Annotated in this window: 9 protein-coding genes; 4 read left to right on the forward strand and 5 right to left on the reverse strand. The window is 49.7% G+C overall.

Annotated elements, in window-relative coordinates:
• Positions 1-80: 80 nt before the first annotated feature.
• Entirely contained in the window at positions 81-2,054 is a 1,974-nt protein-coding gene (locus tag P9L94_03180; protein MDP8243058.1) for a VCBS repeat-containing protein, read from the forward strand.
• A gap of 69 nt (positions 2,055-2,123) precedes the next feature.
• On the opposite strand, the gene P9L94_03185 is transcribed toward P9L94_03180, so the two are convergent.
• The 4 genes from P9L94_03185 to P9L94_03200 form a co-directional block, all read right to left on the reverse strand.
• Positions 2,124-4,886 (reverse strand): LamG-like jellyroll fold domain-containing protein, encoded by a 2,763-nt coding sequence (locus P9L94_03185; GenBank protein MDP8243059.1) that lies wholly within the window; start codon positions 4,884-4,886, stop codon positions 2,124-2,126.
• Between the two features lie 602 nt (positions 4,887-5,488).
• Complete coding sequence (locus P9L94_03190) at positions 5,489-6,868, reverse strand: sulfatase-like hydrolase/transferase (protein ID MDP8243060.1); 1,380 nt, start codon at positions 6,866-6,868, stop codon at positions 5,489-5,491.
• 107 nt (positions 6,869-6,975) lie between these two features.
• Positions 6,976-7,749 carry a 5-deoxy-glucuronate isomerase gene (locus P9L94_03195; protein ID MDP8243061.1) on the reverse strand — a complete coding sequence of 258 codons (774 nt, stop codon included), beginning with the start codon at positions 7,747-7,749 and terminating at the stop codon, positions 6,976-6,978.
• Between the two features lie 36 nt (positions 7,750-7,785).
• Positions 7,786-8,874: a transaldolase family protein gene (locus P9L94_03200; protein ID MDP8243062.1), complete on the reverse strand. Its 1,089-nt coding sequence runs from the start codon at positions 8,872-8,874 to the stop codon at positions 7,786-7,788.
• 291 nt (positions 8,875-9,165) lie between these two features.
• On the opposite strand from P9L94_03200, the gene mmsA reads away from it, so the two are divergent.
• The gene (gene mmsA / locus P9L94_03205) at positions 9,166-10,641 is read left to right on the forward strand and encodes a CoA-acylating methylmalonate-semialdehyde dehydrogenase (GenBank protein MDP8243063.1); all 1,476 of its coding nucleotides are present in this window, start codon (positions 9,166-9,168) and stop codon (positions 10,639-10,641) included.
• Positions 10,642-10,695: 54 nt separating this feature from the next.
• Positions 10,696-11,271, forward strand: a complete 576-nt coding sequence (locus P9L94_03210) for a flavodoxin family protein (protein ID MDP8243064.1) — start codon at positions 10,696-10,698, stop codon at positions 11,269-11,271.
• Between the two features lie 79 nt (positions 11,272-11,350).
• Here the strand turns inward: P9L94_03210 and iolD are convergent, their stop codons facing one another.
• The gene (iolD, locus tag P9L94_03215) at positions 11,351-13,222 is read right to left on the reverse strand and encodes a 3D-(3,5/4)-trihydroxycyclohexane-1,2-dione acylhydrolase (decyclizing) (protein ID MDP8243065.1); all 1,872 of its coding nucleotides are present in this window, start codon (positions 13,220-13,222) and stop codon (positions 11,351-11,353) included.
• A 439-nt stretch (positions 13,223-13,661) separates the two neighbouring features.
• On the opposite strand from iolD, the gene rbsC reads away from it, so the two are divergent.
• Entirely contained in the window at positions 13,662-14,621 is a 960-nt protein-coding gene (gene rbsC / locus P9L94_03220) for a ribose ABC transporter permease (GenBank protein ID MDP8243066.1), read from the forward strand.
• Positions 14,622-14,624: the final 3 nt, after the last annotated feature.

Here is a 14,624-nt window from a genome sequence, read left to right on the forward strand (position 1 = left end):
CCCCTAAATCTATAATGTTTAACGATGCCTCAAAAAGGCTATTCTTCAGAGGCTGCTTAATTTATTACCCGAGGAAAAAAATGATAAAACGAATTTTGTTATTAACGATGATTGTTTTATTGAGTGGAAACTTAACTAGCCATTCATTAGATTTTGAATGGACATACATCCCAATTGATGACGCCAAACAAAAATGGGGCGATTGGGACCAGCCCGAATGGCTGCGCTATTTTGGTTTGGATTTCGGCGACGTGAACCGGGATGGTAATATCGATATCATCTCAGGGCGCTACATTTATCAGAATCCAGGTGGATCAATGGAGGCGCCGTGGCCTAGAATTGATCTTGGCGACAATGTCGACGCCATTTTCTTCATCGACGCCGATGGCGATCCGTTTGCAGACATCATTGCTCAGGCGCTTCCTAATATTTATTGGTATGAGGCGGTCGACAAAGAAGGAACGCGCTATACCAAAAAATTGATATCAAACATACCAGAGACCAGCCATGTCAACAGTCAAGGATTCGAAAAAGCGCAGATCACGCCCAGCGGCCCGCTCGAACTGGTCATCGCCAGCAATGGCAATGTTTATTGTATCTCCATCCCGGATAATCCTGACGCCGTAGACAAATGGCCTACGAACCTGATTGCAAAAAATACATCAGATGAAGGGATCGGCGTCGGGGATATTGATAATGACGGCGACCTGGATATCGCTTGCGGTCGCCGGCCCGAAGGTGGAGACGAACCTCTCATCCTCGTCTGGTTTGAAAACCCCGGCAACGTCAATACCCATTGGCAAGACCATGTCGTCGGTCAAACGGATAAACCCATTGACCGGATTGAACTGGGCGACTTGAACGGCGATAGCAACCTGGAAATTGTCATTAGCGAAGAACGATACCCCGGCCTGGAACCTGACGGAAAGTTGCTTTGGTTTTCTCGCCAAGATGATATTGATCAAACATGGTCGAAGCACCATGTCGTCACTCAGTATTCTATGAACAACCTTGATCTAGCCGACATCGACAACGACGGCGATATCGACATCATCACAAACGAACACAAAGGCCCCCGCTTGGAGACGCAATTGTGGATCAATGATGGCGCCGCAGAATTCACCAAACACATTCTGGATACGGGCAAGGAAAACCACCTAGGATCGCAATTCGTTGATTTGGATGGCGACGGCGACCTGGATGTTGCTGGCTGCGCCTGGGACAACTATCAATGGATGCATGTGTGGCGTAATGATGAATTGAAAACAACACAGGCTATCTATGAAGGGAAACCTCATTTTGTCGTTCAGACCAAAGCGGCGACTTACTATTACGATATTGAAGGCGGGGGTTTTTCTCGCATTCTTGATATCGCTGGCGCCGACTGGGTTTCATTTAAGCGCAACCCCTGGGGAAAGTATCCCGGCTCGGCTGCTTCATCCTTTCGCGGACTTCCTAATTTGGTTTGGCAGGGAGAAGACGACGGCGCCGGACATCCGGGACACGCAAAGTGCAAATCTTGGCTTTCAGGCAACCGCATTGTAAGCGAAAGCCTGAGCGGGAAATGGCGATGGTCTTGGGAATTTTTTGACGACCACGCTGTCTTAGATATCACCAAAACTGATATGGAACGAACGTATTGGTTTCTTTATGAAGGAACGCCCGGCGGCGTGTTTGATCCAGCCGGTTCTTATTTCGGAACGAACATGAGCGGCCCTTTAACGAAGACGCCTGACTTTTATGCGAAAACGATCATGGAAGGGCGATTTCAATGGATATATGCAGGCCATAACAATATGAACGCTGTGTTCTACATGGCGCAGTTAAAAGAAGACAACTTGGCGGACGTGATTTCATATCTGGGCGCCAGCGATCAGGGCGTCAAGAGCGAAGATGGAATGACCGTGTTTGGATTTGGCCGGGCGAAAGATACCAAGCCGCTTCTGTCAGGCCCACAATCATTTGTCATTGGGTTTTATCCTGAGCAAATCAAGAATGAATCTCAACACGAAAGATTCGCGGAATTTTTAAATCAGCGCTTGGTGAAATTCTAATCAATACCACCAAAGAAAAGGGGCAAGTGATTTTCACTTGCCCCTTCATCATTATTCGATGAGTTTGGTTTAGTAGAGCATGAAGTCGCGAATCGCCGTGATATTGCCTTCGGCTTTCATAATCGCCTGTATTTCAGCATTGGTCAGCCCGCGATCATAGATGCGAACTTCGTCAATCGCGCCAGTGAAGAAGTTATCCGTCGTACCCTGTACGCGCATGCCGATTCGGACTTCCTGGTCGGAGGTTTCGAGGCTGGCCGCTGTGTCCAGAACTAAAGTCGGGCCGCTGGCGTTGGTGCTTTTGGCGTCTTCTAAAAAGCCGTCAACATAATGCGTCACGTCTAACATCACGCCGCCTTCAACCGGGAAGGTTGATGCAACGAAGTGCCATTCGCCGTCGCTGACCACGGTCGAACCAATGTTAAACGAGCCTTGAATTTCCGTACGAAGCGCGCCCAACTGGCCGTTGCCCCCGTCGCTGTTAATACGGAAGTGATATTTTTGGCCTGTGCCGCCTGACAGCCCCCAACTGACAATGCCGTGCGTTGCGGTGTCAGTCGAGCGGATCCACGCGGTGATGGTGCGCTCCGCTGCGCCTGCGATGCCATACCACTCGGGGATATACAACCCATCATCGCCGTCGAAGTCGAGCGCGGTCCCTTTTACGCCGGGAATCCATGCCGGGTCGCCGATAAACACTTCAGCGTTTCGGCCCTGGGGGGAGGAGTCAGCCGCAGTGGTCCCACTGCCGTCGTCCATCGTCCAATGACCGATTAGCCCTGATGTGATGTCTTGCGCATCAAGGACGCTATCCGGCAAGAAGCCTTTGGCAACGATGGTTAAGTCGCCCTGAATTTCAGCGCCGTTTCCGGTTCCAACAAAATCACCAGTCACAAACGTGACATCTGTTGGGGTGGGAGTCACCACTTCATACGTCAGTTGAGCGATACCGCTGAAATCAGAGGCTGTCCATACAATCGAGCCGTCGGCTTGCAGAACGGCTTCACCCGCGTTGACTTGAATGTTGCTGACCGCCCATCCTGCGGGCGGCGTTTCGACAACATTTAATGCGCCGGAATCATTTTGGAATATATCAACGGTTACGTTTAAGGCGGCGCCAAACCCAAGCGGGCCGCTGACTTGTTGGTCAATTGCGCGAGCGGCGGTGAAATTGATTTGAGTGATTACGACATCGGCGAATTCGCCAATGGCAATTGAGCCGTCTTCATGAGACGTTACCGCCAAGCCGACCAGAACCGGGTCATCAAAGGGAAATTCGCGTTGATCAAATAGCGCCCAGTCGGCGCCGCCGTCTTCGGTTTCATATTCATAATAGGCCTGCATTACGTCGCCCAGGCGGCGCAGTTCGAGACCGCCAGTGGGGAAAATAACGCCAGGGGGCAGGGTTCCGCTTGGGTTGATGCGGTCAGCGTCAGGCAGGCTGACAGACGCGGCGTCAGCGGTGTCGCGCCATTGGACGTTCAGTAAAAAGTCAGGCCGGATCAACGCCATGTAATTCTTTGCGCCGGGTGAAAGGTCTTGTCTGATATGCGGCCCGGCTTTTACCCACTCATTAGTGCTGTCAAATGGGTCGGCAAAGGCAAGCGTTTTGATGGTGAATGGCCCCGACATTTCTTTGAAGACAAAGTGAAATTCATCGCCCGCGCCCCAGATGTCGGCGCCGCTGCCTTCGACAGTATAAAAGTCGCCGTTGAAATCAGCGCTGCCCGGCGCGTCGACCTGCCCAATGTCAGCATGAAAATCAAATTCACCCACAGCGCCTTGCAACAGTGTGACCTGGAGGGCGCCGTCCGTAATCGAACCGCCGAGGTCTCCGGTAAATACATTGCTGCCGCCAATGGCAGCGTCTGTCGGGGTCGCATCATAAGAGACAGAGGTTGCGCTTCCGGTCAAAGTCCAAGTGATGGTATTTCCACTGACTTGGCCGTCGTCGCTGGCGTTGCTAGCTGTCCAACCATCGGGGATGGTCTCGGTCAGTGCGCCGGAGGCGCCGCCAACGTCGAGCGTAACCGTGATGGCGTCGCCGACAACCACCGAGTTAGCGCTGAATGTACGCAGGCCGGACGAAGGCGCTACCGCCGCGAGGTCAAAAAGCGCTTTGATGTCATCGGCGCTTAATGCGCGGCTATAAAGACGCACTTCATCTAATGAACCCACGATGATATCGCGTGTGGTCCCTTGAATGCGGCTGCCAAGGCTGACGTCGTCGCCTTCGGTGGTGTTAATCGCGAGGTCGGTTGCGCCGACCCATGACTGGCCGTCATCCACACCGTCAACATAATGTTTAACATCAGTGGGGAACTCGCCTTCAAACACCGAGGCGACTTGGTGCCATTGACCGTCATTGATGATCGTATTCGCAACGGTTTGGCTACCGTTATATTCGGTGCGGAGGGCGCCGATCACGCCGTTGGCTGCGTCTTCGTTAATGCGGAAGTGCCATTTTTCCCCGGTGTTGTTTGGGCCCCAGCCGACCAGGCCGTCGCCGATTTCAGTGGTTTTTACCCATAAGACGATGGTACGCGGCGCGTTGCCTTGAACGCCCTTCCATGGGACGGTTAAATCCGTCGATCCGTCAAAAAACAACCCGTTGCCGATACGCCCTGTGGCGGGGACGGGCGGGCCGCTGTCAACGACTGCATCGCGCCCGTTGCTTGACCCGTCAACGGCAACGCTATTCTCGAAGGTATCGAAACTCCAATAGCCTTCGAGGCCGGTGGTGATATCCTGGGCAAAGGCGTTTGGCAAAGCGCATAAGATTGGAATGATGACAATCAATGAAACGATAGGGCTAGGCATGCGGCTTAACATTGGTTATCCCCTTTTATCTTAGAGAAAGCAAACAGTAATCTAGCGATTTAATTTTCCAAGAATCGCACATTCAAAAATCCATGTCAATAGTTAGAAATATGAAACCTGCATCCATGATTATTGAATTTAATTTTTCATCTATTTAATCTAAATTCGGGTTTAATTCCCCGCCCCTTGGGGCGCAAGAAATACTTGTAGCCATCTCAAAATAATTTGTACTTTCGTTGCGAAAGGCATGGGTACAACTCTGCTTGCTTCGGTGCGGGCTTTCAGGCCCTTATGCACAGGCGCTCCCAGAGTTGCACCCATGCCAGAATTGGTTTGTCGATTTTTGAACTGCCGGAATCCCATCTCGTACTCAATTGTTTTTGAGATGGCTTCTACAGCGTTTGACAACCCCGCTGCTTGCGGCGGGGTTATTCATTTGACTATAACTGAAGAATGAATTTGCGCAGAATTTTGGAACGTTCGTGGTACGCCATTCGGTTATCTTCTCATTCAATTTCTGAATGGCATCAAGGAAGTAACAAGTCCCCCTGTCACACAGCCTGGATACAGCCCATCAATATCAATCGTTCGAAATGACAATGCAAAGTTCTGTCTTATTCTTGTTTGTGAACATCCTCGATCCAAGCCTCATGAAGGCGAACCATTCGTTTGACGATATCTGGATGTTGCTCTGCCAGGTTGGTCATTTCAGTGATGTCTTGTGAAAGATTACACAAAAACAATTTATCCTCATCTGTGATTTTCGCTTTGTTCGATGTATCTTGCGGATTGCCCAGTAGTTTCCAATCCCCCTGCCTGACAGCCCAGCTGTCCTTGCCGGTTTGCCAATGAAACACATGATGCTGCGACGGTTCATTGGGGGATTTCAAGACCGGAACAAGGCTCTTGCCGTCTAACTTGTGCGTCGCAGGCGTGATCCCGCACAAGTCTTGAATCGTAGGGAACCAATCGCACCCCGTCGCCAATTGCTCGCGCACAGCGTTTTCTTCAATATGCCCAGGCCAGCTGACGATGGCCGGTACGCGAATGCCGCCCTCAAATAGGCTAAACTTGGCGCCTCGATACGGCCCCGCGTCTCCACCTCCGCCGCCAGTGCGAATTTCGGTTGAATGACCATGATCCGATTGAAAAATAATGATGGTGTCTTCGGTCAATCCGAGCGCATCGAGGTGGCCCACGACTTCACCGATCATCTCATCCATCGTCGATACAAATGCAGCGTAGCCGTTTCGCGGGGGTTCCAAGTGTTCATATTTTTTGCGCCACTTTTCCTTCCCCTGTAATGGGTAATGCGGGAAATTAATCGCCCAATATAAAAAAAACGGCTCGTCTTTTTTCTCTGTGATAAATTGCTTACATTCATCCACCATCAAGTCGCCGAAAAATTCGCCGTCATTCCAGACTTCTTCGCCGTTGCGCCAAAGGTCGTGACGGTTAGGCCCGTTCCAATAAAAGAAATGCGAATAGTTATCAATACACCCCCCCATGTGTCCAAACGAGTCATCAAAGCCCTGTCCGTTCGGCATGGTCTCAGGCGTGTAACCCAGGTGCCATTTTCCTACATGTCCGGCGGCATACCCAGCGCCGTTCATCATCTCGGCAATGGTGATCTGTTCGGTTGGCATTCCGGCATGGCCTTTTGATGACGACGCATTACCCGATAAGCCAGCGCGCTGCGGGTATCGCCCGGTCATCAAGGCCGCGCGCGGGGGAGAACAAACCGGCGCGGCCGCATAAAACTGCATGAAGCGGGTCCCGCGCTTCGCCAGCGCATCCAGGTTTGGCGTGATTAAATCTTTGGCGCCATACGTGTTGATATCAATTGAGCCTTGATCGTCAGCAAAGATCAAAACCACGTTCGGTTTTTTTTGCGCGCCTTGAGAAAAGTTGCCATGGAGCACCGGAGCCAACAAAGCCGCTCCGCCTGCGCCCATCTTCGTCAAAAACTGTCGCCGATTGTCCATCGTTTTCATTTTGGGTTCCTTCGGGCCTGCCCATAACCTGGAACAGGGAGAATCGTTTCCGGCGGCGAGAACCACCCTGGTCATAGAATCCTGGCAGCCGATGTGTTACTAAAACGCTAACTCAACAACGACTCGAATGGCGGCGTAAACTCGAAGCCCGTATACGGTTCATCCGGCAAGTGGCAAATCGTCCAAAGATAATACATGTGAAACCCAGGCGCAGAGGCTTGAGAGTGGTCGCGCTCGCCTGTGATTCGAAGTAAATCGTGGTTTTTTATTTTGAATACTTCTTCGCCCAGTTCACCGTGGCCATAACCCCAGTCCGGCTCAAAGCGATAATAATATAACTCCGGTTGGGTATGATGGTGCGGCGGATAGCTGCTCCAACGTCCGGGAAAATTCACAACCTCGCCTAAAACCAGATTGGCTTCGGGCGGCGCATTTCGTCGATCAAATACGCAACGGACGATGCGATAACTTGCGTCATCCAACATCCCTTTGCCGCGATGTTCGTTTTCGACTTCATCCGGCAAATAGATTTTTTGCGGAAATGATTTTGAATTCTGCGTTTTTATAATGGCAAGTTCTGTTCGATTCGATGCCTTTACCGTCACTTCTTCGCCTGCGGGCGAATGGACGGACGTTGGCGCCTGCTCGATCCAAGATGTCCGGTCAAATGCCGCGCGGTTTTTTTTCGTTATGACTTCACCGTTTCCATTTAATACGAGAATCGCCGATTCCTGCGCGTCATAAGCGAATGATTGCGACTGGCCTGGTTCCATGACGAAAATGCCAAAGTCTAATTGCGTGTCAGAATCGTTTTCTTGAAAAAGGTTCCAGCCAGTGTTCAAAGGCTTATTTCGATATGGCGCTAATAGATCATCAGACATTTTTATCCCCATAGAATCAATAAAAATTTCACTGCTTTATTTAACGTCGGGGCTTGCGATCATCCGGTTGCGAATGACCTGCACCAAGGAATCATATCCTTCTAGAAACTGCCGAAGCGTACGCCGATTGGGACCGAAATCATCAAATTCTTCCGGCGACATGCCGTCATTTGCGTATGCTTTTTCAAAGTCAGAAAATTTGCGTCTTAACTCATCGACCACTTTCGGATCAACTGGATTATCAATACGAGGTTCGGCTGATATATCCGATTGGTTGAATCGCACCTGCCATTCATAAGGAATCGAGACGACCAGGTCGCCGCCGATAAATTCCGACCAGTGCATGTGGCAGCGGTAGGCCGCCGCAAGCAGACGGGAGCGATACCCGCGCTCTTGATAGACTTGATACGCCTGTTTCATAATGGCGACGCCAGCGTAATTGAAATATCCGGGGTCAGTGGTAATATCGTCCCGGTCCGCCTGAAAGCGCAACCAGTCGTCAATGCGTCCGACCATGATGGTACACACTGGCGACATGCCGCTCACGTCATGGCCTTCCGCTTCGCGCCGTTTCAAACCGCGCTCAACCGCCTCGGCGACGGCAAGCGTTTGCGGGACCGAAAAACTGACGGTCGCGTTAATATTCACGCCGCGATAGGTCGCTTCTTCGATGGCTTTCACGCCGACGGAGGTAACCGGAATCTTGACTTGCATGTTCGGCGCCAGCGTATTGAAATAACACGCCTGCTCAACCATACGTTCTTGATTGAACGCATATTTGGGGTTGGTCTGGATGGATAAGCGCCCCTTCATGCCTTTGTGTTCTTTGAACGCAGGCTCAAGCAATGACGCTCCTTTGACCGCGAGCGCTTCAATCAGTTGCCAGGTAATTTCATCTTCGCTGCGGTCGGGCGATTCCTGAATCATTTCAGAAAGCTGGTCAGACCAAAGGGGCATCTCTTTCTTCAACACATTGCCGACAATCACTGGGTTGGTGGTTGCTCCAACGCCGCCATGACTGATGGTGTAATTCAGTTCTTCGATAGAACATGAATCATTCCAAAGATCCGTCGGCGTTGTACAAGTCATTTCATGGAGAGGGCTTTTATAAACGAGTTGGTTCATTTTTATTTTCCAATTGCAGAAACGCGAGATACACAAATTGCCAGGTTGCTTGTTTCGCAGGTGAAGTTACATGATGGATCATAAAGGAGAATCAAGCTGCTTGACAACCCCTTTCGTGGCATCATTTTCACGGTTTATCCATACAATTACAAATTTACGTTCTAACAAACTCATAATTACGTTGACCTTCCTTTTTCTTCGTATTAGCATGAATGACTTGAAAAAGAGGATTGTATGCAATGCAATGAAATACTGATTAACGTGGTTGCAATCTAAGGGAGAGTATTGAGAATGAAGGTTTTAAAAAATTATGTTAACGGACAATGGGTAAACGCCGAATCCAGCGATACGATAGACGTCATCAATCCAAGTACCGGCGAAATTCTAGCCAAAAGCCCTCTTTCAAATTTGAATGATGCGAACGGCGCGATATCTGCTGCAGCTGCGGCGTTTCCCTCCTGGAGCCAGACTTCGGTTTCAACACGCGTCCAGCCATTGTTTAAACTGGCTGAATTGATTCGTGAAAATCTGCAAGAGATTGCTCGCGTCCTTGTCGCTGAAATGGGCAAGTCGACGGTGGACGCCGTCGCGGAACTCAAGCGTACGTTAGAAAATTGCGAAGTCGCTTGTGGAATGCCCGTGTTGATGCAAGGCGACAAACTGGTCGGATGTTCTGCGGGTATCGACGGTGAAGTGCTTCGCGTTCCGCTGGGCGTTTTTACCATGATCGCGCCGTTTAACTTTCCCGCGATGGTGCCCTTCTGGTTTATTCCCTATGCGCTTGGATCAGGAAACACATACGTCATAAAGCCTTCGCCGCAGGTTCCGATGACGATGGCGTACCTTGCCGAATTAATTGATCAATCCGGCTTTCCCCCCGGCGTTTTTAATTTGGTGAATGGAGACCGGACCGTCGCAGACGCATTCATTGAGCACCCGGAAGTGAAGGGAGTCTCGATTGTTGGATCATCCGCAACCTGTCAGGCGGTCGCGGAAAAATGCGTCCATCATAACAAGCGGTTTCAAGCGATGGGCGGCGCCAAAAACCACTTGGTCATCATGCCCGATGCGAAAATTGACGACGTGATCCGTAATATGGTTACTTCCTGTTATGGATGCGCAGGTCAACGCTGCATGGCGTCGTCTGCGATTGTTGCTGTCGGCGATGAAATGTATAACGATGTCTGCGAGCGATTTATTGAAGACTCTAAAAACGTAATCGTTGGAAATCCATTAGACCCGGCCTATCTAAACGAACCCATGCTCATGGGGCCTGTCATTTCTGAAAAGGCAATGAATTTCATTCTGCAAATGATTGATACTGGCGTGAAAGAAGGCGCGACCTTAGCCTTGGATGGTCGGAATATCTCGATACCAAACGGCGGGAAAGGCCACTACATAGGGCCAACGGTTTTCACTGACGTAAAGCCGGGTATGGAAATTCACAAGACTGAAATCTTCGGCCCGGTCGTCGTCATACTTAAAGCGCAATCGCTGCAAGATGCGATCAAGATTCTCAACAGCCATAAGTATGGAAACGGCGCGTCGATCTACACGCAAAACGGTTTCTATGCCCGTGAGTTCAAGTTGAAAGTCGAATGCGGGATGATCGGCGTGAACGTCGGCATTCCGGCGCCGGTTGCTTATTTACCGTTTGGCGGCATGAAAGCGTCTCAGTTCTCGCACATCAAAGCGCAAGGTAAGGCAGTGGTTAATTTCTTCACTGACGACCGCATTGTGACGGAACGCTATTGGCCTGAAGTTTAAATTGATTCAATTTCGGATCAGCATTACCAAATACGACAACGATAGGAGAATCCGATGAAAGTAATCGCAATCAATGGCAGCGCCCGCAAAGACGGCAATACAGCGATTTTGGTAAATTACGTCTTACGCGAATTGGAATCAGAGGGCATAGATGGAGAGATGATTCAACTTTCAGGGCGCGCCATTCGCGGGTGTATGGCTTGTTATCAGTGTTTTGAAAAAAAAGACCAACGTTGTTCTAACAAGAGCGACATCGTCAATGAGTGTATTGAGAAAATCATCGAAGCGGATGGAGTGATTCTGGCGTCTCCAACCTATTTTTCAGACGTCACCGCCGAACTGAAAGCCTTGATCGACAGAGCGGGGCTGGTCGCAATCGCGAACGGTAATTTATTCAAGCGAAAAGTTAGCGCTGCCGTGATTGCTGTCCGCCGGGGCGGGGAAATTCACGCTTTTGATACCATTAATCATTTCTATCTTCAAAGTGAAATGATTGTCCCCGGTTCGATTTATTGGAACATGGGCTTCGGCTTAGATCAGGGCGAAGTCGAAAGCGATGAGGAAGGCATTCGCACAATGAAAACGCTTGGGCAAAACATGGCATGGTTGATGAAAAAAATTCAGGCTTGATGATTGAAAATCAGGCTAAAAAACGGGCCAACCATTTTCAATGGCTGGCCCGTTGTATATTCAGAAGGCAAGTATCGGTTTATAGGAAATATTTTTCCTTCTTCACCATTTCTTCATAATTCTTTCTTGCTTCTTGAATGCTTTCCATTCCAGAGACTTCCGGCACAGCAACATCCCACCAGGAATTGTAGCCCGGCACATAGATCGCAGGGTTCACCTCAATCGCAATCATCGTCGTTTTATCGAAGGTTTTCGCTTTTTTCAACGCCTGGATGATTTCTTCTTTTGTGTTTGCTTTGATTACATTCGCGCCCAGGCTGGCGGCGTTGGCGGCAAAATCAATCGGCAGGTCTTCGCCAGTTAATAGACCCGACTGCGCATCACGGAACTTAAACTGGTTGCCGAATTCATGGCTTCCGCAGGCTTTTGCCAGGCCGCGGATACAGTTGAATCCGTGGTTGTCTAAGAACACGAGAGTGATTTTGTAGCCTTCTTGAATCGACGTAACGATTTCATTGCAGAGCATCAGGTAGGAACCATCGCCGATCATGACATAAACTTCACCATCTGGGTTGGCCATCTTGACGCCTAAGCCGCCAGCGATTTCATACCCCATGCAAGAATACCCATATTCCAGGTGATAGCCCTTGTGAGATTTGGTTCGCCAGAGTTTATGCAAGTCGCCCGGCAAACCACCCGCTGCGCAAACCATGACATCGTTTGGCCCGGCGAAATTGGTTACGGCGCCGATTACTTCGCCCTGGCTAATGAAAGGTGCGTCAAGCGAAAACAGGCGATCTTCTTCTTTGCGCCAATCTGAAATGAGTTCGCCAATTTCTTGAACGTACGTCGCATTCGGCTTGACGCCTTCGCTTTTGAGAGCAGACGTTAAATCTTCCAGGCCGGCTTTCGCGTCGCAGATCAACGGCAATGCGGAATGCTTATAAGCGTCAAAAGACGTAATGTTCATCCCGATAAAACGAACGTCGGGGTTCTGCCATTGCGTCTTGGATGCGGTGGTAAAGTCACTTAAACGGGTTCCAACATTGATAACCAGATCGGCTTCAAGCGCAATTTTATTTGCCGCCGAGGTGCCGGTGACGCCGAGTGCGCCAAGATTCATCGGTTGGTCCCAGATCAGCGACCCTTTTCCTGCTTGCGTCTCGCCGACGGGAATTCCAAAGGCGTCACAAAACGCCAACAGTTCAGCGCAAGCGTCAGAGTAGAGAACGCCGCCGCCCGCAACAACCATGGGGCGTTTGCTTTCTTTGATCCATTGGACTGCCTGTTTAAGAATTGGTTCTTCTGGACGAGGGCGCGGAATGTGATAGACGCGCTTGCGGAAAAACTCTTCAGGATAGTCAAAGGTCTCGGTTTGAACATCCTGCGGAATGGCAATGGTAACCGTTCCCGTTTCCGCCGGACTGGTCAGTACGCGCATTGCTTCTGGCAGCGCAGTAATAATCTGGTCGGGACGGTTGATGCGGTCCCAATATTTGCTGACAGGTTTGAAGCAGTCGTTGACTGACATGTCTTGCGAATGCGGTGATTCTAATTGTTGCAAGACCGGGCCGACGTTACGCTTCGCAAAGATATCGCCCGGCAACAATAGTACGGGAATGCGGTTGATGGTTGCCGTCGCGGCGCCCGTAAGCATATTGGTTGCGCCAGGGCCGATAGAACTGGTACAAATAAATGTTTTTAAGCGGCGGTTTTGTTTAGCGAACGCGGTCGCGGTGTGGACCATGCCTTGCTCGTTGCGACATTGGTAATAACGAAGATCGTCTTTATATTCTTCCAGCGCCAGCCCCAGCCCGGCGACCATCCCGTGTCCAAAAATGCCGAAAATGCCTTCAAAAAACCGGTTTTCGACTCCATCACGTTCTACATACTGATTGCTTAGAAATTTGACCATCGCCTGCGCCATCGTCAATCGGCGTGTTTGACTCATTAGAGACTCCCCTTTCGTACTCCTATCAAAATTTAAACTCATGTGCGCACAATTTGTACTGTAACGTAACTGTAGCGGTTCCTTAATTTTGGTTTGTATAAAACAAAGATCATATCACATTTAGTAAGTATATATTAAAAAGTTAACAGATTATAAAGGGACAATCAAAAAAAATGTGCGCCGTCTTACGATAAAACCTATCCGCCGCTATGCGTCTTATACGGGATCAATAATACTGAGTATTTACTGACTGCCCCTAACCAAAGTTGATTTTTGTGAGAAGTTATGAGATGATGGGCGACTTAGTAGGGTAGATTTGATTCCACTTTCATCGACGCGCCTTCGGCCTGTTATTTTATTCAGGAAATATCCATCAATATTTACCAGGAGATATTCCTTATATGTTTTGGGGTGTGCATAACACTAAATGATGAAGAATATGAAGCAAATATCTCTGCCGCCGCTGCAATTTTCCCGGTGGCTTGGCCCATTTTCCGCACTTTTTGTTTTGTGCGTAAGCCTTTGGATTGCCACGCCGCACTTTCTAACCGTTTCTAATCTGACCAATGTCGCCCAACAATCGTCAATCAATGCGATTATTTCGATTGGAATGACCTTTGTCATCCTTACGGCAGGCATCGACCTTTCAGTCGGATCAGTCCTTGCATTCGTGGGTGTCGTCTTGGCAAGTGCGCTCCATACGGATATGCCGCTGGCAATTGCAATTCCAATTGCGCTCATCGTGGGTACCGCCGCCGGAGCGCTCAACGGCGTCTTGATCAGTTGGGGAAAGTTACCTCCGTTTATTGTTACGCTTGGGATGATGAGCGTTGCGAGAAGCGCCGCTCTGGTCGTCACTGGCGGTAGGCCCATTTCAGGCTTCTCACAAGAATTTCGCGATATATCAAACGGCTATTTTTTGTTCATGCCGATACCGGTCGCTATTATGATTGTGCTTTATATCATCGCGTACATTATTCTCACGAAAACCCGCTTCGGACGCAGCACGTTCGCAATCGGCGGCAGTGAATCCGCGGCCTATCTTTCCGGCATTAATGTGAAATTTCAAAAGTTGATCGTATACGCTTTATCAGGATTGACGTGCGCCGTCGCTGCGATTCTGCTTACTTCCCGCTTGAATTCCGCCCAACCTCTGGCAGGAATTAATTATGAATTAGACGCCATCGCTGCGACCGTCATCGGTGGGACCAGTTTGATGGGCGGCGAAGGAAGCATCAGCGGTACGCTGATTGGAGCACTCATTATTCAAGTGTTGCGAAACGGGTTGAATCTGCTCGAAATCTCATCCAACTTTCACAATATTGTTATCGGCAGCGTTATTATTATTGCCGCTTTATTGGATACCTATTTGAAATCGAAATCAAGAAAATCCAGTTAGGGG

Origin of the sequence: Candidatus Hinthialibacter antarcticus, from assembly GCA_030765645.1 — a bacterium.
Taxonomy (GTDB): domain Bacteria; phylum Hinthialibacterota; class Hinthialibacteria; order Hinthialibacterales; family Hinthialibacteraceae; genus Hinthialibacter; species Hinthialibacter antarcticus.

What these genes read in the sequence shown, in the direction of transcription:
- P9L94_03180 (MDP8243058.1), top strand. Translation starts at nt 81, where the DNA reads ATGATAAAACGAATTTTGTTATTAACGATGATTGTTTTATTGAGTGGA.
- P9L94_03185 (MDP8243059.1), bottom strand. Translation starts at nt 4,886, where the DNA reads ATGTTAAGCCGCATGCCTAGCCCTATCGTTTCATTGATTGTCATCATT.
- P9L94_03190 (MDP8243060.1), bottom strand. Translation starts at nt 6,868, where the DNA reads ATGAAAACGATGGACAATCGGCGACAGTTTTTGACGAAGATGGGCGCA.
- P9L94_03195 (MDP8243061.1), bottom strand. Translation starts at nt 7,749, where the DNA reads ATGTCTGATGATCTATTAGCGCCATATCGAAATAAGCCTTTGAACACT.
- P9L94_03200 (MDP8243062.1), bottom strand. Translation starts at nt 8,874, where the DNA reads ATGAACCAACTCGTTTATAAAAGCCCTCTCCATGAAATGACTTGTACA.
- mmsA (MDP8243063.1), top strand. Translation starts at nt 9,166, where the DNA reads ATGAAGGTTTTAAAAAATTATGTTAACGGACAATGGGTAAACGCCGAA.
- P9L94_03210 (MDP8243064.1), top strand. Translation starts at nt 10,696, where the DNA reads ATGAAAGTAATCGCAATCAATGGCAGCGCCCGCAAAGACGGCAATACA.
- iolD (MDP8243065.1), bottom strand. Translation starts at nt 13,222, where the DNA reads ATGAGTCAAACACGCCGATTGACGATGGCGCAGGCGATGGTCAAATTT.
- rbsC (MDP8243066.1), top strand. Translation starts at nt 13,662, where the DNA reads ATGAAGCAAATATCTCTGCCGCCGCTGCAATTTTCCCGGTGGCTTGGC.